Source organism: Pseudomonas sp. SBB6 (assembly GCF_024213215.1).
Taxonomy (GTDB): Bacteria; Pseudomonadota; Gammaproteobacteria; order Pseudomonadales; family Pseudomonadaceae; genus Aquipseudomonas; species Aquipseudomonas donghuensis.
In genome coordinates, this window is record NZ_JANAVH010000004.1 from 382,402 (window position 1) to 408,407 (window position 26,006).

22 protein-coding genes and 1 riboswitch are annotated in these 26,006 nt (G+C 63.3%); of the genes, 16 read left to right on the forward strand and 6 right to left on the reverse strand.

Going from position 1 to position 26,006, the window contains the following annotated elements; all coding sequences use genetic code 11:
* The gene (locus NLX68_RS10565; protein WP_254283932.1) at positions 1 to 891 is read left to right on the forward strand and encodes a LysR family transcriptional regulator; all 891 of its coding nucleotides are present in this window, start codon (positions 1 to 3) and stop codon (positions 889 to 891) included.
* A 14-nt stretch (positions 892 to 905) separates the two neighbouring features.
* Positions 906 to 2,174: a lipid IV(A) 3-deoxy-D-manno-octulosonic acid transferase gene (gene waaA / locus NLX68_RS10570; protein ID WP_254283933.1), complete on the forward strand. Its 1,269-nt coding sequence runs from the start codon at positions 906 to 908 to the stop codon at positions 2,172 to 2,174.
* A gap of 78 nt (positions 2,175 to 2,252) precedes the next feature.
* Here the strand turns inward: waaA and NLX68_RS10575 are convergent, their stop codons facing one another.
* Entirely contained in the window at positions 2,253 to 3,686 is a 1,434-nt protein-coding gene (locus NLX68_RS10575; RefSeq protein ID WP_254283934.1) for a TolC family outer membrane protein, read from the reverse strand.
* Between the two features lie 141 nt (positions 3,687 to 3,827).
* A riboswitch (TPP riboswitch) is annotated at positions 3,828 to 3,932 on the forward strand.
* Between the two features lie 157 nt (positions 3,933 to 4,089).
* On the opposite strand from NLX68_RS10575, the gene thiC reads away from it, so the two are divergent.
* Both thiC and cytX read left to right on the forward strand, forming a co-directional pair.
* Positions 4,090 to 5,976, forward strand: a complete 1,887-nt coding sequence (thiC, locus tag NLX68_RS10580) for a phosphomethylpyrimidine synthase ThiC (RefSeq protein WP_010221565.1) — start codon at positions 4,090 to 4,092, stop codon at positions 5,974 to 5,976.
* A 134-nt stretch (positions 5,977 to 6,110) separates the two neighbouring features.
* Positions 6,111 to 7,403 (forward strand): putative hydroxymethylpyrimidine transporter CytX, encoded by a 1,293-nt coding sequence (cytX, locus tag NLX68_RS10585; RefSeq protein WP_254283935.1) that lies wholly within the window; start codon positions 6,111 to 6,113, stop codon positions 7,401 to 7,403.
* On the opposite strand, the gene NLX68_RS10590 is transcribed toward cytX, so the two are convergent.
* The gene (locus NLX68_RS10590; protein ID WP_254283936.1) at positions 7,372 to 8,118 is read right to left on the reverse strand and encodes an RsiV family protein; all 747 of its coding nucleotides are present in this window, start codon (positions 8,116 to 8,118) and stop codon (positions 7,372 to 7,374) included. The two genes, cytX and NLX68_RS10590, sit on opposite strands and share 32 nt — an antisense overlap.
* A 186-nt stretch (positions 8,119 to 8,304) precedes the next feature.
* Here NLX68_RS10590 and NLX68_RS10595 point away from each other — a divergent pair, with 186 nt between their 5' ends.
* The 9 genes from NLX68_RS10595 (at position 8,305) to NLX68_RS10635 (ending at position 17,568) form a co-directional block, all read left to right on the forward strand.
* On the forward strand, positions 8,305 to 8,925 hold the full coding sequence (locus tag NLX68_RS10595) for an NUDIX domain-containing protein (protein WP_254283937.1): 621 nt from the start codon (positions 8,305 to 8,307) through the stop codon (positions 8,923 to 8,925).
* Positions 8,916 to 9,368, forward strand: a complete 453-nt coding sequence (locus tag NLX68_RS10600; RefSeq protein WP_254283938.1) for a DUF1249 domain-containing protein — start codon at positions 8,916 to 8,918, stop codon at positions 9,366 to 9,368. The genes NLX68_RS10595 and NLX68_RS10600 overlap by 10 nt, the downstream gene beginning before the upstream one ends.
* A gap of 84 nt (positions 9,369 to 9,452) precedes the next feature.
* Positions 9,453 to 10,268, forward strand: a complete 816-nt coding sequence (gene cpdA / locus NLX68_RS10605) for a 3',5'-cyclic-AMP phosphodiesterase (protein ID WP_254283939.1) — start codon at positions 9,453 to 9,455, stop codon at positions 10,266 to 10,268.
* 102 nt (positions 10,269 to 10,370) lie between these two features.
* Positions 10,371 to 10,979, forward strand: a complete 609-nt coding sequence (locus NLX68_RS10610) for a YqiA/YcfP family alpha/beta fold hydrolase (RefSeq protein WP_010221571.1) — start codon at positions 10,371 to 10,373, stop codon at positions 10,977 to 10,979.
* A 36-nt stretch (positions 10,980 to 11,015) separates the two neighbouring features.
* A complete protein-coding gene (gene parE / locus NLX68_RS10615; protein WP_254283940.1) occupies positions 11,016 to 12,920 on the forward strand; it encodes a DNA topoisomerase IV subunit B in 1,905 nt (634 codons plus the stop codon).
* Entirely contained in the window at positions 12,917 to 13,903 is a 987-nt protein-coding gene (locus NLX68_RS10620; RefSeq protein ID WP_254283941.1) for an esterase-like activity of phytase family protein, read from the forward strand. The genes parE and NLX68_RS10620 overlap by 4 nt, the downstream gene beginning before the upstream one ends.
* Positions 13,900 to 14,418: a TIGR02281 family clan AA aspartic protease gene (locus tag NLX68_RS10625; RefSeq protein WP_254283942.1), complete on the forward strand. Its 519-nt coding sequence runs from the start codon at positions 13,900 to 13,902 to the stop codon at positions 14,416 to 14,418. The genes NLX68_RS10620 and NLX68_RS10625 overlap by 4 nt, the downstream gene beginning before the upstream one ends.
* Positions 14,419 to 14,428: 10 nt before the next feature.
* Entirely contained in the window at positions 14,429 to 16,687 is a 2,259-nt protein-coding gene (gene parC / locus NLX68_RS10630) for a DNA topoisomerase IV subunit A (RefSeq protein WP_254283943.1), read from the forward strand.
* Positions 16,688 to 16,863: 176 nt separating this feature from the next.
* Positions 16,864 to 17,568, forward strand: coding sequence for a membrane integrity-associated transporter subunit PqiC (locus tag NLX68_RS10635; protein ID WP_254283944.1), 705 nt, complete (start codon positions 16,864 to 16,866; stop codon positions 17,566 to 17,568).
* A gap of 198 nt (positions 17,569 to 17,766) precedes the next feature.
* Here NLX68_RS10635 and NLX68_RS10640 read toward each other — a convergent pair whose 3' ends face one another.
* A complete protein-coding gene (locus NLX68_RS10640; protein WP_254283945.1) occupies positions 17,767 to 19,269 on the reverse strand; it encodes a histidine kinase in 1,503 nt (500 codons plus the stop codon).
* A gap of 135 nt (positions 19,270 to 19,404) precedes the next feature.
* On the opposite strand from NLX68_RS10640, the gene serB reads away from it, so the two are divergent.
* Positions 19,405 to 20,619 carry a phosphoserine phosphatase SerB gene (gene serB / locus NLX68_RS10645; RefSeq protein WP_254283946.1) on the forward strand — a complete coding sequence of 405 codons (1,215 nt, stop codon included), beginning with the start codon at positions 19,405 to 19,407 and terminating at the stop codon, positions 20,617 to 20,619.
* A 111-nt stretch (positions 20,620 to 20,730) separates the two neighbouring features.
* Here serB and asd read toward each other — a convergent pair whose 3' ends face one another.
* Genes asd through NLX68_RS10660 form a run of 3 tightly spaced genes read right to left on the reverse strand, consistent with a single transcriptional unit; the run spans position 20,731 to position 23,996 of the window.
* On the reverse strand, positions 20,731 to 21,594 hold the full coding sequence (asd, locus tag NLX68_RS10650; protein WP_010221579.1) for an archaetidylserine decarboxylase: 864 nt from the start codon (positions 21,592 to 21,594) through the stop codon (positions 20,731 to 20,733).
* Between the two features lie 9 nt (positions 21,595 to 21,603).
* Entirely contained in the window at positions 21,604 to 22,413 is an 810-nt protein-coding gene (locus tag NLX68_RS10655) for a rhodanese-like domain-containing protein (RefSeq protein WP_254283947.1), read from the reverse strand.
* 47 nt (positions 22,414 to 22,460) lie between these two features.
* Positions 22,461 to 23,996, reverse strand: a complete 1,536-nt coding sequence (locus tag NLX68_RS10660) for an HDOD domain-containing protein (RefSeq protein ID WP_254283948.1) — start codon at positions 23,994 to 23,996, stop codon at positions 22,461 to 22,463.
* A gap of 131 nt (positions 23,997 to 24,127) precedes the next feature.
* Between NLX68_RS10660 and motA the strand changes: the two genes are divergently transcribed.
* Both motA and motB read left to right on the forward strand, forming a co-directional pair.
* Complete coding sequence (gene motA, locus NLX68_RS10665; protein WP_010221582.1) at positions 24,128 to 24,979, forward strand: flagellar motor stator protein MotA; 852 nt, start codon at positions 24,128 to 24,130, stop codon at positions 24,977 to 24,979.
* Between the two features lie 3 nt (positions 24,980 to 24,982).
* Entirely contained in the window at positions 24,983 to 25,999 is a 1,017-nt protein-coding gene (gene motB, locus NLX68_RS10670) for a flagellar motor protein MotB (protein ID WP_254283949.1), read from the forward strand.
* The last annotated feature ends 7 nt before the right edge of the window (positions 26,000 to 26,006 follow it).

Genomic DNA, 26,006 nt, shown 5'->3' on the forward strand with positions numbered 1-26,006 from the left:
ATGGCCGAGCAGTGGAAACTGGAGCAGTTGCGCATGTTCGTGCGGGTCGCCGAGCTGCGTTCGTTTTCGGCAGTGGCCCGTGAGCAGCGCAAGGCGCAATCGGCGGTGAGCAACGGCATTGCCCTGCTGGAGACTGACCTGGGCGTGACCCTGTTCGAGCGCAGCAGCGGCCGCCAGCCGCGCCTGACCGAGGCCGGCGCGACCTTGCTGGAAGATGCCCGCGAACTGCTGCGCCAGTGCGAACGCCTTGACGGCCGTGCCCTGGCCCTGATGCGCGGGCAAGAGGCGCAACTGCGCGTGGCCCAGGATGAGGCCATGCCCTATCAACCGGTGATCGACAGCCTCGACGAATTGGCTCGGCAGTTCCCCTTGCTTGAGGTGCAGATGGCCAGCGGCGCCCAGGGCGACGTTGCGCGCAAGTTGATCGAACGGCGCGCCGATCTGGGCCTTTTGTTTCACCATGACCATATGCCGGAGGCCCTTGAGCGCCGGGCTGTAGGACGGATCGAGATGGTCACGGTGTGTGCGGTGGATCATCCACTGACCGGCTTGCAGCGGGTTACCCGCCAGGACCTTGCCAGGCACCGCCAGTTGTTGATCACCCCACAGGAAAGCGGCTATCCCGGTGGCGAGCCGATCAGCCCGCAGATCTGGCGTGCCGACAGCTTCTACGCCATGGCCGAGTTGCTGATGCGTGGCCTGGGCTGGGCCTGGTTGCCGCGGCATGTGGTGCAGTACCCCACCTACCAGACGCAAATGGTCGAGCTGGCCAGCGAATGGACGCCACCGGCGCTGGTGGTCGAGCTGGTGTGGCGTCGTGACGAGCCGCTGGGCCCCGCTGCACAGTGGTTGGCTGAACGCTTCGCAGTGCACTTGCGCGCAATTGGCTAGTACACTTCGGCGCCATGAACAGAACCCTCTATACCCTGCTGTTTCACCTGGGCCTGCCGCTGGTTGCGCTGCGCCTGTTTCTGCGTTCGCGCAAGGCCCCGGCCTATGCCCAGCGTGTCGGCGAGCGTTTCGCCCTGAACCTGCCGGCCATGGCCAAGGGCGGCATCTGGGTGCACGCGGTGTCGGTAGGTGAAAGCATCGCCGCGGCGCCGATGATTCGCGCCTTGCTGCAGGCTTATCCACAGTTGCCGATCACCATCACCTGCATGACCCCGACTGGGTCCGAGCGGATCCGGGCGATGTTTGCCGATGAGCCGCGAGTTCAGCACTGCTACCTGCCATATGACTTGCCCTGGGCGGCCGGGCGCTTTCTCGATCACGTGCAGCCCAAGCTTGCGGTGATCATGGAAACCGAGCTGTGGCCCAATCACATTCACCAGTGCGCCAAGCGCGGTATTGCGGTGGCGTTGGCCAACGCGCGATTGTCTGAGCGCTCGGCCCGCGGTTATGCGCGCTTTGCCGGGTTGACCCGGCCGATGCTGGCCGAAATGAGCCTGATCGCGGTGCAGACCGAAACCGAGGCCCAGCGCTTTCGCCAGTTGGGTGCGCGGCCTGAGTGTGTACAGGTCACCGGTTCGATCAAGTTTGACCTGAGTATCGACGAGCAACTGCTGCCCCGCGCTCGTGCCTTGCGTGAGCAGTGGCAGGCCAGCCAGCGCCCTGTGTGGATCGCAGCCAGTACCCATGAAGGCGAAGACGAGGTCATTCTCGCTGCCCACCGGCAGTTGCGTGAACATCACGCCGACGCCTTGCTGATCCTGGTGCCGCGCCATCCGGAACGCTTCACCAGTGTGTTCGAGCTGTGCCGCGGGCAGTTCCCAACGGTTCGCCGTTCCAGTGCCGAACCGATCAACGCGGATACGGCAGTGCTGCTCGGCGACACGATGGGCGAGCTGCTGTTTCTCTATGCCCTGGCCGATATCGCCTTCGTTGGCGGCAGCCTGGTGGCTAACGGCGGGCACAACCTGCTGGAGCCGGCGGCGCTGTCGCTGCCGGTGCTCAGTGGTCCGCACCTGTTCAACTTCCTCGAGATCGCGGCGATGCTGCGTGAGGCCGGTGCCTTGCAGGAAGTCGATGATGCCCAAGGGCTGGCGGCCGAAGTTCGCCGGTTGATCGAGTTGCCGCGGGATGCGCAGCGCATGGGGGCGGCGGGGTTGGCGGTGATGAAGGCCAATCAGGGGGCATTGAAGCGCTTGCTGGATGCGCTGGGGCGGTTGATCTAGGCAGGCTTCGCCTGCCATCGCCGGCAAGGCCGGCTCCCACAGTTTTTTGTGGGAGCCGGCCTTGCCGGCGATTGCTTTTCAGGGACGGGCTTCGAAGTTGGCCTTGGCCGCTGCTGCCAGGTCTGGCGGCAGGAAGTCCTTGTCCGGGTTGTAGTCCGATTTCAGATAGCGGCTCAAATCCGTCAGGTCCTGCGGGCTCAGCGTGCCTGCCGCCTGCTTCAAGCGCAGGTTGTCGAGGATGTAGTCGTAGCGGGTATTGTTGTAGTCGCGCACCGAGGTGTACAGCTGGCGCTGGGCGTCGAGCACGTCGACGATGTTGCGGGTACCCACCTGGTAGCCGATTTCCGTGGCTTCCAGGGCGCTCTGGTTGGAGATGATCGACTGCTTGCGCGCTTGCACCTGCTCGACATCGGTGTTCACTGCACGGTGCAGGTTGCGGGTGTTTTCCACCACCTGGCGGCGCAGGCTTTCGCGTTGCTGTTCACTCTGGCTCAGGCGTTGGTAAGCCTCGCGTACCTGCGAGCTGGTCAGGCCGCCGCTGTAGATCGGGATGTTCAACTGCAGGCCGATGGTGGTCTGTTCGACATCGCCGCTGTAGTTCTGCCCGGTGAGGTTGGGGTTGGTGAAGCCCAGGCTGTCGTTGTCGCCTTTCTGGTAGCGTGCTACCGCATCCACGGTCGGTGCGTGCCCGGCCTTGCGCTGGCGCAGGGTCTCTTCGGCGGCGCTTACCGCGTAGTTGGTGGCCAGCAGGTTGAGGTTCTGTTTGCCGGCCGTCTCGACCCAGGCCTTGGCATCGTTGGGTGCCGGCACTTGTACCGGCAGGGTGTGGACGATGCCCTGCACCGAGTTGTAGTCGCGGTTGGTCAGGGTGATCAGCGCCTCGAAGGCGTCATCGACCTGACGCTGGGCAACGATGCGGTTGGCCCGGGCGGTGTCGTAGCTGGCCTGGGACTGCAGCACGTCGGTCTTGTCCGAGAGGCCAACGTCGAAGCGCTCGTTGGACTGGTCGAGCTGGCGCTTGAACGCGGCTTCTTCGGCCTTGGTCGAAGCCAGGGTGTCCTGGGCGCGCAGCACGGCAAAGTAGTTTTCGGCGCTTTGCAGGATCAGGTTCTGTTCGGTGGCCGACAGCTCCAGGGCCGCCTGCTCGTTGACCGCTTCAGCCGCCTGTAGCTGGAACCAGCGGTCAGCGCGGAAGATTGGCTGGGCCAGGGTCGCTTGCCAGGAGTTGCCGCTGCGGTTGGAGGTCACCGAAGGGCTGTCGATCTTGGTGCGGTTGCTCATCATCTCGGCGCCGGCCGAGAGGTTTGGCAGCAGGCCGGCACGGGCCTGGGGCACCACTTCCTTCTGGGCGCCGTAGTTGGCGCGGGCGGCCGCCAGGTCGGCGTTATTGTTCACGGCTTCCTGATAGACACTGACCAGGTCGGTCTTCGCCGACAGGGGCACATCCGCTGCCCAGGCCATTCCGTTGGTAGCACAAGACACGGCAAGGGCCAGTGAGAGTTTGCGCAGCATAGGGCAATCCTTGAACGGTGAGAATTTCTGAACTGGTGAGTGTAGTTGTGCAGGCATTTCGCAACAATCCGCTATTTGCGCCATTTATCGTGTCCGTGTCCAGATGCTTGGCTTTGCATGCCACTCCAGTCTAGACTGCCCACGTTCTTGTCGGGGTGCCTTGCGTTGAGGCTGAGATCGGATAATCCGGATCCCGTTGAACCTGATCAGGTTAGCGCCTGCGTAGGGAACAAGATTTCTCGCTTTCCCGGCGAGTCTCTTGTGCCAGGTCCGGGAATGTCGAGTCAGCCATCATCGCTGCAGGCATCACCGCGCATTTGGTACAGCACCACCCATGGTGCGTCCGTGCCTTTCAGGTTCTCCCCGACATTCCACTGCTAGGAAGCCGTCTGGAGAGCCTGTGATGAGTAAACAAGAAAAACATACCAATCTGAGTGAATCGGCCCAAGTCGATCAACAGTCCGTACAGCCGTTCACCCGTTCGCGCAAAATCTATGTCGAAGGCTCGCGCCCGGACATCCGCGTGCCCATGCGTGAAATCAGCCTGGACGACACCCCGACCGATTTCGGCGGCGAAGCCAATGCTCCGGTGCTGGTCTACGACACTTCCGGTCCCTACACCGATCCCAACGTGATCATCGACGTGCGCAAAGGCCTGGGCGATGTACGTTCAGCGTGGATCGACGCCCGGGGTGACACCGAGCGCCTCGCCGGCTTGTCGTCGGACTTCGGCCAGCAACGCCTGGCCGATGCCGAACTGACCAAACTGCGTTTCGCCCACGTGCGCAACCCGCGCCGGGCCAAGGCCGGCGCCAACGTCAGCCAGATGCACTATGCGCGCCAGGGCATCATTACCGCCGAGATGGAATACGTCGCCATCCGTGAAAACATGAAGTTGCAGGAAGCCCGCGCCGCAGGGCTGCTCGACCAGCAGCATGCCGGGCACAGCTTCGGTGCCAGCATCCCGAAAGAAATCACCGCCGAGTTCGTTCGCGAGGAGATCGCCCGCGGTCGCGCGATCATCCCGGCCAACATCAACCACGTGGAGCTGGAGCCGATGATCATCGGCCGCAACTTCCTGGTGAAGATCAACGGCAACATCGGCAACAGCGCCCTGGGCTCGTCCATCGAAGAAGAAGTGGCCAAGCTGACCTGGGGCATTCGCTGGGGTTCGGACACTGTCATGGACCTGTCCACCGGCAAGCACATCCACGAAACCCGCGAGTGGATCATCCGCAACTCGCCGGTGCCGATCGGTACCGTGCCGATCTACCAGGCCCTGGAGAAGGTCAATGGCGTGGCCGAAGACCTGACCTGGGAGCTGTTCCGCGACACCCTGATCGAACAGGCCGAGCAGGGCGTGGACTACTTCACCATCCACGCCGGCGTGCTGTTGCGCTATGTGCCGCTGACCGCCAAGCGGGTCACCGGTATCGTCAGCCGCGGCGGCTCGATCATGGCCAAGTGGTGCCTGGCACACCACAAAGAGAACTTCCTCTACACCCATTTCGACGAAATCTGCGAAATCATGAAGGCTTACGACGTCAGCTTCTCGCTGGGCGATGGCCTGCGTCCGGGCTCGATTGCCGACGCCAACGACGAAGCGCAGTTCGGCGAGCTGGAAACCCTCGGCGAGCTGACCAAGATCGCCTGGAAGCATGACGTCCAGTGCATGATCGAAGGCCCGGGCCACGTGCCGATGCAACTGATCAAGGAGAACATGGACAAGCAGCTCGAGTGCTGCGACGAAGCGCCGTTCTATACCCTCGGTCCGCTGACCACCGACATCGCTCCGGGCTACGATCACATCACCTCCGGCATCGGTGCGGCGATGATCGGCTGGTTCGGTTGCGCGATGCTCTGCTACGTCACGCCCAAGGAGCACCTGGGCCTGCCGAACAAGGATGACGTCAAGACCGGCATCATCACTTACAAGATCGCCGCCCATGCTGCGGACCTGGCAAAAGGTCATCCGGGTGCGCAAATCCGCGACAACGCGCTGTCCAAGGCGCGCTTCGAGTTCCGCTGGGAAGACCAGTTCAACCTCGGCCTGGACCCGGACACCGCGCGCAGCTTCCACGACGAGACCCTGCCCAAGGACTCGGCCAAGGTCGCGCACTTCTGCTCCATGTGCGGGCCGAAGTTCTGCTCGATGAAGATCACCCAGGAAGTGCGTGAATACGCCGCCAACCAGCGCATCGAAGCGGTGGACGTGGCGGTCGAGGATGGCATGCGCGAGCAGGCCGAGCGGTTCCGCCAGGAAGGCAGCCAGTTGTACAAGAAGGTCTGATCGGGCTGTTCAGGCGGTGTGCTGGTGCACACCGCATCGCTGGCAAGCCAGCTCCCACAAGGTACCGGTGGGAGCTGGCTTGCCAGCGATAGGGCCCTGAAGAACAACAAATTCCTCCTGTCGAGACCACTCTCGTGAGCACACCCAGCCCGTTTTCCCCCGATCACCCGGTCAGCGCCGAGCAGCGCGTGCTCAGCGGTCGCGACCTCTGTTCCCTGTGGTTTTCCCTCGGCATCGGCCTGATGGTCCTGCAGACCGGCGCCTTGCTCGGCCCGGGCCTGGGCCTGGCCAATGCGGTGCTGGCGATCATCGTCGGTACCAGCGTCGGCGTGCTGCTGCTCGCCGCCGTCGGGGTCATCGGCAGTGACACCGGTTTGTCGTCCATGGCCGCCCTGCGCCGCAGCCTGGGCCGCAATGGCGCCCGCCTGCCGGCCATGCTCAACCTGCTGCAGTTGATCGGCTGGGGCTCGTTCGAAATCATCGTCATGCGTGATGCCGCCAGCTTGCTCAGCGAGCGCGCCTTCGGTGCAGGCAGTGCGCTGACCAACCCGTTGCTCTGGACCTTGTGCTTCGGTGCCCTGGCCACCTTGCTGGCGATCAGCGGGCCATTGACCTTCGTGCGCAAGATCCTGCGCAAGTGGGGGATCTGGCTGCTGATCGGCGCCTGCCTGTGGCTGACCTGGAACCTCTTTGCCAAGGCCGATCTGGCCGCGCTGTGGGCGCGTGCCGGCGATGGTTCGATGCCGCTGGCGATCGGCATCGACATTGCGATTGCCATGCCGCTGTCGTGGTTGCCGCTGATTGCCGACTACTCACGCTTCAGCCAGCGTGCCAGCCGGGTGTTTGCCGGCACGGCGCTGGGCTATTTCATCGGCAACGTATGGATGATGAGCCTGGGCGTGGCCTACACCCTGGCGTTTGCTCCAGCGGCTGAGGTCAATACCCTGCTGCTGGCGCTGGCTGGCGCGGGCCTGGGTATTCCACTGCTGCTGATCCTGCTCGACGAGTCGGAAAAGGCCTTTGCCGATATTCACTCGGCGGCCGTCTCCAGCGGTTTGCTGGTGCGCCTGAAGGTCGAGCACCTGGCCTTGGCCATTGGCGTGCTGTGCACCCTGATCGCCAGTTTCGCGCCGTTGGCGCAGTACCAGAACTTCCTCTTGCTGATCGGCTCGGTGTTCGCGCCGCTGTTCGGCGTGGTGCTGGTCGATCACTTCATCATCCGTCGTCGCCGCAGCGATGCCAGCCCGATCCACAGCCTGCATTGGCCGGCATTGTTGGCCTGGGCGATTGGCGTGGCGGCGTACCATCTGCTGGCGCACTACGCCCCGAACCTCGGCTCGACCCTGCCGGCCTTGCTGCTGGCAGGGGTGGTGTACTGGACGGCAGCGCCAGCGGTCAGCCGCGACCGGGAAACAACTCCGGCTTGATCACACCGTTCAGGCGCGGGTAGGGGATTTTCAGCTCGATGTGGCCCATGGAGTACGGGGCGATGGCATAGACCTCGTACTTGAGCACCACCGCACCGTAGGTCAGGGCAATGTGCGGGGTCTGGCGGAAGGGCCAGGTCTTGACGAACTCGGCGTCCTTGTCCATGCCGGTGCTGATCAGCCAGCCTTTGTGGGCTTCTTCGGCGGTCTTCCAGAAGGTCGCTTCCTGGCCCGGTACCAGCATGTCCTGCAGGGTCAGCACCTTGTCCTGCTGGCGCGAATAGTTGATGAAGCCGCGCCCGGGCATACCATGGGCGCCGCCGGTATCCAGATAACTGGACAGCTCGATGATCACCAGTCCGTCATGCTGCTCGCGTACCTTGGCTTGCAGGTAGCTGCTGTTGCGGCTTTCGGCGCTGGCCATGAACTGCTCTTCATAGGCTTTGAGCGAGACGGGCAGGGCGCTGCGCTCGTTGTCCTGGGTCAGTTGCAGCAGGCGTTTCTCGACGATCCCGTCCAGCTTGGGGTTGGCCGGGAAGTGGATGGTGTCGATGTTGACCAGCGGGCAATCGGCGTTGCTGCAACCGGGCTTGATGTGCTCCCAGCGGTCGCGCTTGACCTCCAGCGGCGTGCGCATGTTGGGCTGGAACAGGCTCTGACAAGCGCCCAGGGCCAGGGCCAGCACGGCCACGGACGTCAGTTTCACAAGCGTCATGATGATCCTTGTAAGGCAAAGGTGATCGGACTTGGACCGTCGGCAAGGCCTTCAGTTCGCCACTAAGCTGAATAGACCAGCGGGGTGTCTATCCTCGCAGCCTGGACAGTATCTTTAAAGAGGTGAAACACGGCGGTGTGCAGGTTAGGATGGCGCGATGCGGTAAATGAGGTAATGAGGATTCCCATGCCAGACACGTTCAACAACGCAACGCCCAGCAAGGTCGAGATCATCGACCGGGCCATGTGCTACAAGGGCTTCTACCGCCTGGACAAACTTCGCCTTAGCCATGAGCTGTATGCCGGTGGCATGGGGCGCGAAATCAGCCGCGAACTTTTCGTGCGTCACGATGCGGTGTGCGTGCTGCCCTACGACGCCCAGCGCGATGAAGTGGTGCTGATCGAGCAGTTTCGCGTCGGTGCCATCGGCAAGGTCGACAACCCCTGGTTGATCGAGCTGGTCGCCGGTCTGATCGACAAGGACGAACAACCGGAAGAAGTTGCACACCGCGAAGCCGAGGAGGAAGCTGGACTTGTGTTCAGTACGCTGTGGCCGATGACCCGGTATTTCCCGTCACCGGGCGGCAGCGATGAATTTGTGCATCTGTTTCTGGGTCGCTGCAGCAGCGATGGGGCCGGTGGCCTGCATGGCCTGGAAGAAGAGGGCGAGGATATTCGCGTCAGGGTCTGGGCGTTCGAGGATGCGCTGCAGGCCGTGCGCGATGGCAAAATTGCCAACGCGGCAACCATCATTGCTTTGCAATGGCTGGCCTTGAACCGCGCTGAAGTCAGGGGGCTATGGTCGTGAATCTGCTGCGCGAGCGCTACCGGGTCGATCTGGTCGGGTTGCAGGCTGCCTGCGAGGCCAACTATGCGCGCTTGATGCGCCTGTTGCCCGACATGCGCAACACCCAGAGCTCGCGCCGGATCGGCATGACCCAAGGGGACCAGATGCTTGGCGTACTGGTCCTCGATGTCGTGCTCGCTTGCCCTTACACCACCACCTTGCGCGTGCGCCAGGAGCACAGCCTGCCCTGGCTGCCGGTGCCGCAGCTGGAAGTGCAGGTCTACCACGACGCGCGCATGGCCGAAGTGGTCAGCGCTGAACATGCGCGGCGCTTTCGCAGCATCTACCCGTACCCGAATGCGGCCATGCACCAGCCGGATGAAAAGGCCCAGCTCAACCTCTTCCTTGGTGAATGGCTGAGCTATTGCCTGGCCTGTGGCCATGAGTTGGCCGTCGTTCGCTGAAATGTGACGGCGGTCGTTTTCGAGTATTTGCTCAAAGCCCGCCAGCCGCCATAATCGCGCTGAATCCGTTCAAGGAGTCGGCCATTGCCGCAATCATCGATCCCACTTCGCGACGCGCCAGTGCACCTGGTGCAACTGACCGACAGCCACCTGTTTGCCGACCCGCAAGGCACGCTGCTGGGCATGAATACCCGCGACAGCCTGCAGCGCGTGATCGAACGGGTGCGCGACGAGCAGCCGCGGATCGACCTGGTGCTGGCCACCGGTGACCTGTCCCAGGATGGCTCGCTGGCGTCCTACGCCAGTTTTCGTGACCTGACCGCCAGCCTCAAGGCCCCGGCGCGCTGGCTTGCCGGTAACCATGACGAGCCGTTGCCGATGGAGCAGGCGGCGCAGGGCACCGAGCTGCTCGATCCCGTGGTGGATATCGGCAACTGGCGAATCCTGCTGCTCAACTCGGCAGTGCCCGGCTCGGTGCCGGGGTTGCTTGATGACGGGCAGCTCAACGTGCTCGAGCAAGCCTTGAGCGAAGCCCCCGAGCGCCATCACCTGATCTGCTTTCATCACCAGCCGGTGCCTATCGATTGCGCCTGGATGGCACCGATCGGCTTGCGCAATGCCGATGCGCTGTTTGCCGTACTGAAAGGTTATCCACAGGTACGCGCCTTGCTCTGGGGGCACATTCATCAGGAATGGGACCAGGTGCGCGACGGTGTGCGGCTACTGGCCTCTCCGTCGACCTGCATCCAGTTCGAGCCGGGTAGCGAAGACTTCAAGGTCGGCGAGCAGGCTCCAGGCTATCGCTGGCTGCGCCTGCAGGCGGATGGCTCGATCGACACCGGCGTATCGCGGGTGACCGACTTCGAATTCACCGTCGATTACGCAGGCGACGGCTATTAAGTGTTGCCAAAACACTGAAACCGCTCCTTCTGCCGCCGAACAGGCTAAAATGCGCGCTTTCCTGCCTGGCGATCCAGGCATTCAAGGCGCATCGGGGGCGGCATGTCGGGTTCGATTCTCTATATTCACGGGTTCAACAGCGCGCCGTCGTCGAAAAAGGCCTGCCAACTGGTAGCAGTCATGGCGCAACTGGGGCTGAGCGAGCGTCTGCGCGTACCGGCGCTGCATCATCACCCGCGCCAGGCCATTGCCCAGCTGGACGCCGCCATTGCCGAGCTTGAATCGCCATTACTGGTCGGCAGCTCGCTCGGCGGCTACTATGCCACCCATCTGGCCGAGCGCCATGGGCTCAAGGCTTTGCTGATCAACCCGGCGGTCAACCCGCACCGGCTGTTCGATGGCTACCTGGGGCCCCAGCAGAACCTCTACACCGGCGAAACCTGGGAACTGACCCTGGACCACGTGCAGGCGTTGGCCGAACTGGAAGTGCCAGCACCGGTGGATGCCGGACGCTTTCAAGTGTGGCTGCAAACCGCCGATGAAACCCTGGACTACCGCCAGGCCGAGCAGTTCTACCGCGCCTGCGCGCTGCGCATCCAGGCCGGTGGCGATCACAGCTTCCAGGGCTTTAGCGAACGCCTGCCAGCTCTGCTGAGCTTTGCCGGTATTGCCCCGCAGCAGTATCAAGCGCTCGATTTTTCTGTATTTTGATAACCTATTTTCACCCACGACTGACGACGAGAACCCATGGCCATTCCCAGCGCTAGTGCCTATAACGCAGACGCCATCGAAGTCCTCTCCGGCCTTGACCCGGTGCGCAAGCGCCCGGGCATGTACACCGATACCAGCCGGCCGAATCACCTTGCCCAGGAAGTGATCGACAACAGTGTCGACGAAGCCTTGGCCGGGCACGCCAAATCGGTGCAGGTGATCCTCCACGCCGACCATTCCCTGGAAGTGTCCGACGACGGTCGCGGCATGCCGGTGGACATCCACCCTGAAGAAGGCGTATCCGGGGTCGAGCTGATCCTCACCAAGCTGCACGCCGGCGGCAAGTTCTCCAACAAGAACTACCAGTTCTCCGGCGGTCTGCACGGGGTCGGTATTTCGGTGGTCAACGCCTTGTCCAGCCAGGTGCGGGTCAAGGTCAAGCGTGATGGCAACGAGTATCAGATGACCTTCGCCGATGGCTACAAGGCCACCGAGCTGGAAGTGGTCGGCACCGTCGGCAAGCGCAACACCGGAACCTGCGTGTACTTCGCTCCGGACCCGAAGTATTTCGATTCGCCGAAATTCTCCATCAGCCGCCTCAAGCACGTACTCAAGGCCAAGGCGGTATTGTGCCCGGGGCTGCTGGTCAGTTTCGAAGACAAGGCCAGCGGCGAGAAGGTCGAGTGGCATTACGAAGACGGCCTGCGTTCCTACCTGGTCGATTCGGTCAGCGACTTCCTGCGCCTGCCCGACGAGCCGTTCTGCGGCAGCCTGGCGGGTAACAAGGAAGCGGTCGACTGGGCGCTGCTGTGGCTGCCCGAAGGCGGCGACAGCGTCCAGGAAAGCTACGTCAACCTGATCCCCACCGCCCAGGGCGGTACCCACGTCAACGGCCTGCGCCAGGGCCTGCTCGATGCCATGCGCGAGTTCTGCGAGTTCCGCAACCTGCTGCCGCGCGGGGTCAAGCTGGCGCCGGAAGACGTCTGGGAGCGCATCAGCTTCGTGCTCTCGATGAAGATGCAGGAGCCGCAGTTCTCCGGGCAGACCAAGGAGCGCCTGTCCTCCCGCGAGGCGGCCGCGTTCGTCTCCGGCGTGGTCAAGGATGCCTTCAGCCTGTGGCTCAACGCTCACCCCGAGCTGGGCATGCAACTGGCCGAGCTTGCCATCAACAACGCCGGCCGGCGCCTCAAGGCGAGCAAGAAGGTCGAGCGCAAGCGCATCACCCAGGGCCCGGCACTGCCCGGCAAGCTGGCTGACTGCGCCGGGCAGGACCCGATGCGCGCCGAGCTGTTCCTGGTCGAGGGTGATTCGGCGGGCGGTTCGGCCAAGCAGGCGCGTGACAAAGAGTTCCAGGCCATCCTGCCGCTGCGCGGCAAGATCCTCAACACCTGGGAAGTCGATGGCGGCGAAGTACTGGCCAGCCAGGAAGTGCACAACATCGCCGTGGCCATCGGTGTCGACCCGGGCGCTGCGGACATGAGCCAGTTGCGCTACGGCAAGATCTGCATCCTCGCCGACGCCGACTCCGACGGCCTGCACATTGCCACTTTGCTCTGCGCCCTGTTTGTCCAGCATTTCCGCCCGCTGGTCGAAGCCGGCCATGTGTATGTGGCCATGCCGCCGCTGTACCGCATCGACCTGGGCAAGGAGATCTACTACGCCCTGGACGAAGCCGAACGCGATGGCATCCTCGACCGCCTGGTGGCCGAGAAGAAGCGCGGCAAGCCGCAGGTCACCCGATTCAAGGGGCTGGGCGAGATGAACCCGCCGCAGCTGCGCGAAACCACCATGGACCCGAACACCCGGCGCCTGGTCCAGCTGACCCTGGACGATCTGGATGGCACCCGCGAGATGATGGACATGCTGCTGGCCAAAAAGCGCGCCGGCGATCGCAAGAGCTGGCTGGAATCCAAAGGCAACCTGGCCGAGGTCCTGGCTTGATACGTCGGGCACTGGCTGCGCTGCTGGCGCTGTTCGCCCTGTCTTCACAGGCGGCGCCCTGGCCCGAGCTCAAGCTGGTTGCCGAGCACCCGGTCGAGGGCATGCGCGGTGGCAACCTGTCCGGCCTCAGTGCATGCCGTGGCGGATTGTGGGCGGTTTCGGACCGCGACGACGAGCTGCTCTACCGCCTGGACACCTCGGCAACGGTCTGGCAAGCGCAAGCGCTGCACATGGACGTACCTCCGGTACCGGAAAGCGGTCTGCCCTGGGGCTTGCGTTCGCGCACCTGGGCCGCTTCGCAGGTGCGCGGCGGTGAGCTGGATTTCGAAGGCCTGAGCTGCGACGGCGCCGGCAACCACTACCTGGTCAGCGAAGCCCATGCGGCGGTGCTGCAGGTGCCGGTAGAGGGCGCACCTAACTGGTTGAAGATCGACCCGAGCATGGTCCGTCAGGCGCGGGCCAGTGGCATGTTGCTGCATTTCAATGCGCTGTTCGAAGGCCTGGCGGTGAGCCCGGCCGGTGACCGCATCTGGCTGGCGGCCGAGCGCGAGCGCCGCGGCCTGTTGTTGATCAACCGCTTGCAGACCACCTGGAACTGTGGCGACGGCTGCGTGCTGCTCAGCGAAGCCGGGGTCGAGATGCAGCCATCGCAGATGACCAAGCCGCGCCCGGTGTCGCGGGACTTTGCCGACCTGGCACTGTACAACGACAAGCTCTTTACCCTGGAGCGTAATGCCTACCGCATCTGCCGGCGGGACGCGCAGACTGCCAAGGTCGAACGCTGCTGGTCGTTTGCCGCCGATGCGCTGGCCGAGCATCGGCGTTACTCGCAGCCTTTCGGCCTGGCCGAAGCGCTGGTGATCGATGACACGGGCGCCTGGATCGGCCTGGACAACAACGGTGCGACCCGCCAGGACGGCGAATCGCGACCGATCGTCTGGCGCTTTGCCGCGCCGGCCGACGGCTGGAGTGCCAAGCCGTGAGCCAGCCGCCGGGCAAGCGGGCTGGCCGGGTATTGCTGATTCTGGCCTGGGCGGCCGGATTGTTCCTGGCTACGCGCTTTTTCGGCGAGTGGGAACAGCGCCAGGCCAACCCCAATGCCGTGGTCACCTCGCAACATGGCGAGGGTTACATCGAAGTGCAACTGGCCGGCAATGGCCAGGGGCATTTCGTCGCCGATGGCCGGATCAACGGCCAGACGGTACATTTTCTGCTCGACACCGGGGCCACCGACGTGGCGATTCCCGAAGCCCTGGCCGGCAAGCTCGGCCTGGAACGCGGTGCGCCGGTGATGTTGAGTACCGCCAACGGCCGTACCCAGGGCTATCGCACACGTCTGGAGCAGCTGCAACTGGGCGATATCCTCCTGCGCAATGTCCGCGCGCTGGTGGTGCCGGGGCTGGATGGCGAACAGGTATTACTGGGCATGAGTGCCCTGAAACAACTCGAATTTACCCAGCGTGGTGGCACCTTGCTGCTGCGCCAGAACCTGAAATGATGAGGCCCGCATGAGCGACTCCCTTGATCTCAGCCTCGATGGCGTAGAGCGCCGGTCACTGGCTGACTTCACCGAACAGGCCTACCTCAACTACTCCATGTACGTGATCATGGACCGTGCCTTGCCGCATATCGGCGACGGCTTGAAGCCGGTGCAACGGCGCATCGTCTACGCCATGAGCGAACTGGGCCTGGACGCCGACTCCAAGCACAAGAAGTCGGCGCGTACCGTCGGTGACGTGCTCGGCAAGTTCCACCCCCATGGCGACTCGGCCTGCTATGAAGCCATGGTGCTGATGGCGCAGCCGTTCAGCTACCGCTACACCCTGGTCGATGGCCAGGGCAACTGGGGTGCGCCGGACGACCCGAAGTCCTTCGCCGCCATGCGTTACACCGAAGCACGCCTGTCGCGCTACTCCGAAGTGCTGCTCAGCGAGCTGGGCCAGGGCACGGCCGACTGGGTGCCGAACTTCGACGGCACCCTCGACGAGCCTGCGGTGCTGCCGGCGCGCCTGCCGAATATCCTGCTCAACGGCACCACCGGTATCGCCGTGGGCATGGCCACCGACGTGCCGCCGCACAACCTGCGCGAAGTCGCCTCGGCCTGCGTACGCCTGCTCGATGAGCCCAAGGCCACGGTCGAGCAGCTCTGCGAGCACATCCAGGGCCCGGACTATCCGACCGAAGCCGAGATCATCACCCCGCGCGCCGAGCTGCTGAAAATCTACGAAAGCGGCCGTGGTTCGGTGCGCATGCGTGCGGTGTACCGCATCGAAGACGGCGACATCGTCGTCACCGCACTGCCGCACCAGGTTTCCGGGGCCAAGGTGCTGGAGCAGATCGCCGCGCAGATGCAGGCCAAGAAGCTACCGATGGTCGCCGACCTGCGCGACGAGTCGGACCACGAGAACCCGTGCCGCATTGTCATCATCGCCCGTTCCAACCGGGTCGACCTCGACGAACTGATGCAGCACCTGTTCGCCACTACCGACCTTGAGTCCAGCTACCGGGTCAACGTCAACATCATCGGCCTGGACGGCCGCCCGCAGCTGAAAAACCTGCGGGCGCTGCTGGTTGAATGGCTGGAATTTCGCGTGCAGACGGTGCGCCGCCGCCTGAAGTTCCGCCTGGACAAGGTCGAACGCCGCCTGCACCTGCTCGAAGGCCTGTTGGTGGCCTTCCTCAACCTGGATGAAGTGATCCATATCATCCGTACCGAGGACCAGCCCAAAGCTGCGCTGATCGCCCGCTTTGACCTGACCGAAACCCAGGCCGAGTACATCCTCGAGACCCGCCTGCGCCAGCTGGCGCGCCTGGAAGAGATGAAGATCCGCAACGAGCAGGACGAGCTGGCCAAGGAACAAGCCAAGTTGACCGCCCTGCTGGGCAGCGAAACCAAGCTGCGCAAGCTGGTGCGTGCCGAGCTGATCAAGGACGCCGAAACCTATGGCGACGACCGCCGCTCGCCCATTGTCGAGCGGGCCGAAGCCAAGGCCCTGTCGGAAAACGAGTTGATGCCGACCGAGCCGGTCACCGTGGTGCTCTCGGAGAAGGGCTGGGTGCGTTGCGCCAAGGGCCACGACATCGATGCCACGGGGCTGTCCTACAAGGCCGGCGATGGCTTCAAGGCCGCCGCTGCCGGGCGCTCGAACCAATTTGCCGTACTGATCGACTCCACCGGGCGCAGCTACTCGCTGGCCGCTCATACCTTGCCGTCGGCCCGTGGCCAGGGCGAGCCGCTGACCGGGCGCCTGACGCCGCCGCCGGGGGCGAGCTTCGATTGCGTGCTGTTGCCTGAAGATGACGCCCTGTATGTGATCGCCTCCGACGCCGGCTACGGCTTCGTGGTCAAGGGCGAAGACCTGCAGGCCAAGAACAAAGCCGGTAAAGCGCTGCTCAGCCTGCCAAACGGCGCCAAGGTCATCGCGCCGCGGCCGGTGGCCGATCGCGAGCACAACTGGCTTGCGGCGGTGACCACCGAAGGTCGGCTATTGATCTTCAAGGTCAGCGACCTGCCACAGCTGGGTAAGGGCAAGGGCAATAAAATCATTGGCATCCCGGGTGATCGGGTGGCCTCACGTGAAGAATTTGTCACAGATCTGGCCGTCCTTCCTGACGGCGCGACCCTTGTATTGCAGGCCGGCAAGCGTACCCTGTCACTCAAGGCCGACGACCTTGAACATTACAAGGGCGAACGCGGGCGCCGGGGCAACAAGCTGCCCCGTGGCTTCCAGCGGGTTGACGCACTGTTGGTCGAAATCCCCGGGTAAGCCGGGTTAGACACCCCGAACGGGTATTTTCCTGCCCGTTCGGGGTTGAAACACTGGAGTCGAGCCGCTATTTCGCGGATGATAGGCTCCTTGCGGTACCGGCGTGGCTGTGTACCCGAACGAATCTATATGAGTATCACTGCGGTTTGCCTTGTGGCGACCGCCTGGATGGGATGATGAAATTTCTGCGCCTTCCGTTGGTTCTGCTGTGTGGCGTACTCGGATTGGCCGGTTGCAGCATGCACCAGCCGGTATCCCTGTATCAGCTCGACAGCGGTGAACCTGGCCAACCCAAGCAAAGCGCTGGCATGGCAGTGGTGCTCGGCCCTGTGTCGGTTGCCGACTACCTGCAACGCGAGACCCTGCTGCAGCGCCAGGCCGATGGCAGCCTGACCGCAGCCACCGATGGCCGTTGGGCCGGTAGCCTGTCGGCCGATATCGACCAGTTGCTGGTCCGTCAACTGGCCTGGCGTCTGGACAGCCAGCGGGTGGTCCTGGCCCCGGCCAGCACCGGTTTCACCCCGGATGTACAGGTTCTGCTGTCGATTACCCGTCTGGACTCCGGTGCCAACCAGCCAGCGATCCTCGACGCCCAGTGGCGCCTGCTGGATCGCCGTGGCCAGGTCCGTGACAACCGCATCGTGCACCTGGAGCAACAGCACCAGGGTAGCTCGGCCGCTCAGGTCCAGGCCCAGGGCCAGTTGCTGCAAAAGCTCGCCGAACAGTTGAGTATTGCCTTGAAGCCGCTGGCCAATCAGCCAGTGGTGGTTGAAGAGCAACCGAAAAAGGCGGCACCGGTTCAGGTGCGCAAAGAGCCGGAGAAGCCGAAAATTCCGTTGGCGACACCGATTCGTACTGATCTGGAAGTGTTCCGCTTCTGAGTCGAGTGCCTACAAAAAGCCCGCAGCGATGCGGGCTTTTTATTGCCTTGCGCAACCCCCTGTAGGAGCGGGCTTGCCCCGCGATAACGCCTAACAACCTGATATGTCGCCTGCGCCGGCCTCATCGCGGGTCAAGCCCGCTCCTACAGGGCAATAAAAAAGCCCGCATCACTGCGGGCTTTTGGGTGTAGCAGGGGCTCAGCTCTTGACCCGGCGCTCGTGCATCCGCGCCAATTGCCGTTCCAGCATCGACGGGTACGGCTCCATCAAGCGCTCGACACAGCAGGCACCCTCGGGGCTGGCGATCGGGCGGATACGGGCGCGCTGGCGCACCAGGGCGTCGTCGCTGATCTTGCGCTCGACCAGCAGCAGGTTGCGGCTGTGCTGCGACAGGGCCAGGGCATCCTGGGCCTTTTCAGTCAGCAACAGGTCGATCTGGCTCAGGCCGTGCAGGTCTTCACCCAGGGCCAGGCCCAACTGCAATTGCAGGGTGATGCCGCTGTCGGCCACTTCGATCTGCAGGGCATGGCCCAGGGCTCGCAGCAGCTCGCCACAGCAGATGGCATTGGTGAGGTAGTCCTCGCCACTGTCCTGGCTGTGGAACAACAGCAGGGTACTGCCGTCGTTAAGGGTGTGCACTTCGCTTTCATACAGCGAGGCAGCCTGGTCGAGGCAGTCACGGTAGCGCTCAAGCAGTTCGGTCAGGCGCGTGCGCGGCAGCCGTCGCAGTTGCTCCTGGGAGCCCAGTTGCACCGCCAGAACGGCGCTGGCCTGTGGCTCCCGATTGATCGGGGCAGCTGGAGCAGGGACAGGGCTGTGGTCTTCGTCGAGCAGGTCGGCGAAGGCATCATCGCTGTCGTCATCTGCCGCAGGTTTTACCGGTTTGGCAGCCTTGGCCACAGCAGGTTGCTCGTCGAAGCTCGGGTCACGCAGGTTGCGCACTTCGAACTCCGGCTCATCCTCGTCGAAGGGTTCTTCGGCTTCTTCTTCCGGCTCGACTTCCCGTGGCGGCGGTGCCAGGCGGGTGTGCAGCTGGCGCGCCAGGTCGCCGATTTCATCCTGGCGCTCGATGGCCGGGGTGAACTCGTTGATGTCGCGCAGCCAGACCCGCAATTGCAGCAGCGGGGTGGAGATGTAGCGACCCAGGCGCAGGCTCATGGCCAGCGCCAGGGCCAGCAGGATGCCGGCAAGAATGCCCATGCTCTGCAGGCTGATGGTCAGCGGCTGCTGGAACTGGCTCATGTCCAGGCTGATGCGCAGTTGCCCGGCGGTCACGTCCTGGAAGGTGATCTTGGTCTGGTACAGGCCCTCGGCTTCGCCCAGCAGGCCGTTTTTCGGGCGCTGGCCGGCTTCTGCAAGGATCCGGTTGTCGACGCTGTAGATCGCCGCATGGGCCACCAACGGGTTCTTCACCAGATTGCCGAGCAGCACATTGAGGCTGAGGATGTCGTTGGACACCAGCAGCTCGGTGGCCGAGGTCGCGGTTTGGGTGGTCAGGCTCTGCCCCAGGGCATCGGCCTGCTCATGCATGGCTTCCTTGAACTGCAGGCCCATCACGCAGGCGTAGATCACCAGCGCCAGTGCCACCAGGAACACGTTATGGCAGGCGATACGCAGCGCCAGCGGTATTCGGCGTTGGCGCAGGGCGTGGAAGATCAGCAGGAAGAAGTTGTCGGTCTTAACGGGCGTGGGCCGGTTCACAGAGCGCGGCTCTTTATGTCGGAGAAGTTGCTGCGCAGTATAGCGAGGGCTCAGGGGCGGGCAAAGTATCGACTGCGCCCGATGGTCAGCGAAAATCGGTAGAATGCGCTTTTTTTCAACGAGTCGGAGCCCGTCTTGCGCGAAATCGTTCTGATTAACATCACTGGTGAGGACCGCCCGGGTCTTACTGCGGCCATCACCGGCGTCCTGGCCCAGGGTGGGGTGAACATCCTCGACATCGGTCAGGCGGTGATTCACGACACCCTGTCCTTTGGCATCCTGGTGGAAATTCCGGATACCGAGAAGGCTTCATCGGTGCTCAAGAACATCCTGTTTGCGGGCTACGAACTCGACCAGCAGGTGCGTTTTACTCCGGTTTCCGAAGCCGACTACCAGAGTTGGGTCGAAGGCCAGGGCAAGGCCCGGCATATCGTCACCCTGCTGACCCGCAAGGTGACTGCCGAGCAGTTGCAGCGCGTCAGCTCGATCACCGCCAAGTACGGGTTGAACATCGACCATATCGATCGCCTGTCCGGTCGTGTGGCGCTGGATACTCCGGCTGAGCAGGGCAAGGGCTGCATCGAGTTCTCGGTACGTGGCGAACCGGCTGATCCACAGGCCCTGCGCGCCGAGTTCCTCAGTGTCGCCCAGGAGCTGAACGTTGACATCGCCTTCCAGCAGGATTCGCTGTTCCGTCGCAACCGCCGCCTGGCGGTGTTCGACATGGACTCGACGCTGATCGAAGCCGAAGTGATCGACGAGCTGGCCAAGGCGGCGGGTGTAGGTGAGCAGGTTTCAGAAATCACCGAGCGGGCCATGCGCGGCGAGCTGGATTTCCGTGCCAGCTTCAAGGAGCGCCTGGCGCTGCTCAAGGGCCTGGACGTTGGCGTGCTGGACCAGATCGGTGCTTCGCTGCGCCTGACCGAAGGCGCCGAGACGCTGTTTGCCGAACTCAAGCGCCTGGGCTACAAGACCGCCATCCTCTCCGGCGGCTTCACCTACTTCGCCAAGCAGTTGCAAGCCAAGCTGGGCATCGATTATGTGTTCGCCAACGAGCTGGAAGTGGTCGATGGCAAGGTGACCGGCGTGGCTGTCGAGCCGATCGTCGATGCCCAGCGCAAGGCCGACCTGCTTGGCGAACTGGCGCGCAAGGAAGGCCTGCAGATGGAGCAGACCATTGCTGTCGGTGACGGCGCCAACGACCTGCCGATGCTGGCGATTGCCGGCCTGGGCGTGGCCTTCCGCGCCAAGCCGTTGGTCCAGCAATCGGCCAAGCAGGCGATCTCGACCCTGGGCCTGGATGGTGTGCTGTACCTGTTGGGTTTCCGGGATCGCGACGGTCGCGCGTGATGGCGGGGTCGCTGCGCGACCCATCGCTGGCAAGCCAGCTCCCACAGGGTTTTGCGCAGGGTCCGAAAGCCAGGTACAAAAAAGCCCGCATCGCTGCGGGCTTTTTTATTTTCAGGCTTGTTCCGGCAGTGCCAGGCGCTGGCCCATGCTAACCGCGGAGCCTGCGCCGAGCTCTTCGGCCCATTTCACTTGCTCTGGCCCGAACAGTACCACGGCTGTCGAACCCAGCTTGAAACGGCCCAGTTCGGCGCCTTTTTCCAGGTGGATCGGCGCACGGCTGGCTTCGTCGTAGCGCACGGTTTTCAGTTCACGCTTGGGTGGCGTCACCAGGCCGGCCCAGACGGTTTCGATCGAGGCGACGATCATCGCACCCACCAGTACCACGGCCATCGGCCCGCGTTCGGTGTCGAACAGGCAGACGACGCGCTCGTTGCGGGCGAACAGTTCCGGAACGTTTTCGGCAGTGGTCTGGTTGACCGAGAACAACCGGCCCGGTACGTAGATCATCTCGCGCAGGGTGCCGGCCAGCGGCATGTGCACGCGGTGGTAGTCCTTGGGCGACAGGTAGATGGTGGCGAACTGGCCACCCATGAACGGCGCGGCGTTGGCCGGATCGCCACCCAGCAGCTCCAGGGCGCTGAAGCTGTGGCCCTTGGCCTGGAAGATGCGGCCATGCTCGATCGGACCAAGCTGGCTGACGGCACCGTCGGCCGGGCAGAGGATCGCCCCCGGGGTTTCATCCAGCGGGCGCGCGCCCGGCTTGAGGGCGCGGGTGAAGAAGGCGTTGAAGTGCTCGTAGGCGGTGACGTCTTCGACCAGGGCCTGGGACATGTCCACCTGGTAGCGCTTGGCGAACCAGCTGGTGAAGGCGTTCTTGAACCAGCGCACGCGGCATTCGGCGATGCAGCCGGCCAGGCGCGAAAGCAGGTGATGAGGCAGCAGGTACTGACTGATGATGAACAAGCGGGATTTCATTAGGTTTCCTTAAACTTCGACAGGGGTGTCGGGGTGGTTGCCCCATTCGCCCCAGGATCCGGCGTAGGCTTTGACCCGAGGGTAGCCCAGATGCTTGGCCACCAGGTAGGTAAAGCCGGAACGGTGATGGGTCTGGCAGTGGGTGACCACTTCCTTGTCTTTGCTGATGCCCAGCTGCGCGAGGATTTCGGGCATGTCCTTGCGGATACGCAGGTGATCGTTCATGTCCATGCCGGCGGTCCATTCGAAATTGACCGCGCCGGGGATATGCCCGCCCTTGGCCGCGAGGACTTTTTCGCCACGGTACTCGGCTGGGCTGCGCGCGTCCCAGATCGCCAGGTCGGTGGCACCGAGGCGGCTTTGCAGGTACTCGCGGGTTGCCGTTGGCTCTTCGTGCAGGGTCAGGCTGACCGTGCCCGTGATGTTGAGCGGCACATCAGTGGCAAGGTTGTTGGCCGGCCAGGCCTGGATGCCACCGTTGAGGTAGTGGTAATGCTTGTGCCCGATGACGTCGAGCAGCCAGATGAAGCGCCCGGCCCAACCGCCGCCTTCCTCGTCATATACGACGTAGACCGCGTTGGCGTTATGGCCGAGTTCGGCAAACAGTTTTTCCAGGTCAGCCTTGGCCGGCAACAGGCCTGGCGCGGGAGGCTGGCCCAGTTGCGTGCGCTTCGGGTCGACGAAGCGCGCACCGGGAACATGCCCGCTGGCATAGCGGTTGGGGCTGGTCAGGTCGACCAGGATCAACTCTGGCGCATCCAGCCGGGCTTGCAGATCAGCCGGCTCGATTACCAGGGGCAAGCCAGAAAAGTCAGTCATCCAGAGTCTCCAGAGCGGAACAGAGGGGGGCGATTGTAGCGCATGGCTCAGGCGCTGCGGTTGCTGAAGGCGGTCAGGGCCCGCTCGATGCATTGCGCGGTTTTGCCGAAGGCTTGCACGCTGACGTCGGCCAACGGCTTGCCGCCCTGGTCGGCGACCAGCAGCATCACCACCCGGCCATTGCTCGATAGCGAGCGCAGCAATACATGTTCGCTGCGAAACAGCGCACGCAGGCTGGCCGGCAGCAGGGCCGAGAACTGGGCGTGGTTGTCCGGGGTCAGGCGCAGTTGCGCCGACTTGCTCAGCAAGCGTTGCAACAGTTTGCTTTGCTCGATAGGCAGCACCAGGTTGGCAGCTTCACCGGGAATGCCGGCAGTCTGATGAACCCGCAACTGGCTCACGGTCTTGTCGGTCATCAACAGCATCAGCCGTTGCATGCCGCAGGCGACCAGGGCATCGCGCGCCAGGGTGGTGAGGTGGATGGCGTTGCTGAACGGGCTCGGCTCGGCCAGCAACTCGCCGCAGAGCTTGCGCCAGGTGCCCAGGGCCTGGGCCGAGGGCGTTGGCGGGGCGATCTGGCCCTGGTGCAGGTGTTGTTGGTGCCAGGGCCAGAGCAGCGCCTCGGCCGGGTGGAACAGGCCGGGGCAGGCGTGATGACGGGCACTGATCGCCGCCTGTTGGTGCACCAGTTGTTGCACATCGTCCAACGGCGTTTGCAGGTAAAGGCTGGTGAGCAGCTGCCAGCGCTGCACATGCGCATTGGTCCAGCCCGCCTGCGAGGCCAGGGCCAGGCCGTTGGCCAGTAGCACGGTATTGGCCGGCTGATTGAACCAGCGGCGCAAGCTTGGCTGATCGTCGAGGCGTTGTTGCTGGTGCAGGCTGTCCTGATCGCGGGCGATGAGAATCGCCTGGGCCAGCAGGCGGCGTTCTTCCTGCAGTAAATGGTAACCGCGGGTTACCCAGTCCGGCAGGCGCCAGTGTTCGGCCAGGGCCTTGCACAGGCTCATGACCCGCACGCCAAACAGCTCTTCTTCCACTCCGGAGGCCGATTCGCCTTTGTGCACCACGCGCAGCTCCCATTCATCGAGGAGCTTGGGGTGCGTCAGCGCCAGCGGCCACAGCGGCGCCAGGAACAGCAGGCTACCCCAGTGGATTTCTTGCCACAGACGCGCCAGGCGGCTGGCGAACAGGCCGTTGGCCTGCTGGCTGGCGTGCTGGCTGACCATCTGCAACTGGCGCAGGGTTGGCGCAATCTCGCTCTCGGGCACGGCCGGCAGGCGTTCCAGCAGCTCTGTGGCACGCGCAAGACCCAGGCGGTTGAGGGCGATCTCCAGGCTCTCGGCCGGCTCGCTCATGGCCGTACTGCTGTGGTGATTGGCCTCGCGCATCACGCTGAGCACCAGGGCCGGGCTGTCCTGCATCAGTTCGGCGATATCGCGCAATGAGCGGCGGCTGTCGCCGATGGCGGCTTTTACCCGCTCGAAACTGGCCAGCGGCACCGGTAGGCGCACGCTATCGAGGAGCTTGACCCAGGCATCGAGTGTTTTTGGTGTTTGACTTGGCACGATGGTTTCAATAGGCATGCTGGAGGTAGGCCGAACTGGCTTTTCGCCTTGACTGACTATAGTCTGGCGCACTTCTGCCGATAAGTAGAAGAAGAGTTTTTTTAACTTCCGCTCACGACCCTGACCACGACAGTAAGTGCTTCCTATCTATGGCTAAAATTATCGGCATCATCGTCGTATTCGCGAGTGTGCTCGGCGGATATGTTCTTTCCCACGGCAAGATTGCGGCCCTGATTCAGCCTTTCGAAGTGCTGATCATCGGTGGCGCTGCCTTTGGTGCATTTCTTCAGGCCAACCCTGGTTACATGACCATGCATGTAATCAAGAAGTCGCTGAAGATGTTCGGCACACGTTTTACCCACACCTTCTATATCGAGGTGCTGGGCCTGGTCTACGAGATTCTCAACAAATCCCGTCGCGAAGGCATGATGGCGATCGAAGCCGATATCGAAGACGCCGCTGCCAGCCCGATTTTCGCCAAGTACCCGGCAGTCCTGGGGGATGAGCGCATGACGGCGTTCATCTGTGATTACCTGCGCATCATGTCCACTGGCAACATGGCCCCGCACGAGCTCGAGGGCCTGTTCGACATGGAACTGCTGAGCATGAAGGAAGAACTCGAGCACCCGTCCCATGCCGTGACCGGCATCGCCGACGGCATGCCAGGTTTCGGTATCGTCGCTGCGGTTCTGGGTATCGTGGTGACCATGGCCTCGCTGGGCGATGGCGACCAGAAGTCCATCGGCCTGCACGTGGGTGCGGCGCTGGTGGGTACCTTCTTCGGTATTCTCGCCGCCTACGGTTTCTTCGGCCCGTTGGCCACATCCTTGCGCCATGACGCCAAGGAAGAGCTCAACATCTACGAGGCGATCAAGGCCTCGCTGGTGGCTTCGGCCTCGGGCATGCCGCCATCGCTGGCCGTGGAATTCGGGCGCAAGGTGCTGTTCCCGGCCCATCGCCCGAGCTTCGCCGAGCTGGAACAAGCAGTTCGCGGTCGCTAAGCCATGGAGAACAATCAGCCCATTATCGTCAAGCGCATCAAGCGCTTTGGCGACGGCCACCACGGTGGCGCCTGGAAGATCGCCTTCGCCGACTTCGCTACGGCGATGATGGCGTTCTTCCTGGTGCTGTGGCTAATGTCGACGGCCACCCCGGAGCAGAAGATCGCCATTGCCGGCTACTTCAAAGACCCGATCGGTTTTTCCGAGAGTGGTACGCCCTACATCATCGATCTCGGTGGTTCGCCCCAGCTCGCTCCGGAAAAGACCATCAACCCGGAAGTGAAAACCGAGCCGACCCCTGACACCAGCTTGCAACTGGACCAGGACAAGGTTGAAAGCATGGCCGAGCAGGTCGAGCGCGAACGCCTGGAACTGCTGCTGCAGGAGCTGCAGAACAAGGTCGAAGAAAACCCGCAACTGCAGAAGTTCAAGGACCAGATCCTCTTCGAAATCACTCAGGACGGCCTGCGTATCCAGATCATGGACGCCGAGAACCGGCCGATGTTCGACCTGGGTAGCGCGCGTTTGCAACCGTACTTCGAAGACATCCTGCTGGCCATGGCCGACACCATCAAGGCGGTGCCGAACAAGATCAGCATCAGCGGCCATACCGATGCCAAGCCATACGCCGGTACCGGTGACTTCGGTAACTGGGAACTGTCGGCCAACCGTGCCAATGCGGCCCGTCGCGCGCTGGTCGCCGGTGGCTATCCGGATACCCAGGTGGCGCGGGTAGTGGGTTATGCCTCGTCGTCGTTGTTTGACCGGCAGAACCCGCTTAACCCGGTCAACCGCCGTATCGATATCATTGTCCTGACCAAGAAGGCCCAGCGCACCATCGAGGGCGAGCAGACCCAGCCTGCTGCCCCTGATGCCGCGCAACCCGGTGCTGCAGCGCCGGCACCGGCTGCCCCGCAAGCGCAGGCCCCGGCGGCCGAGCCGATGCAGCCACGGGAGTTGCGGCAGAAGCTGAACATCTTCGAAGACGGCGTGTTGAAGATGGACGAAAACAAGCAGTAATACTGTT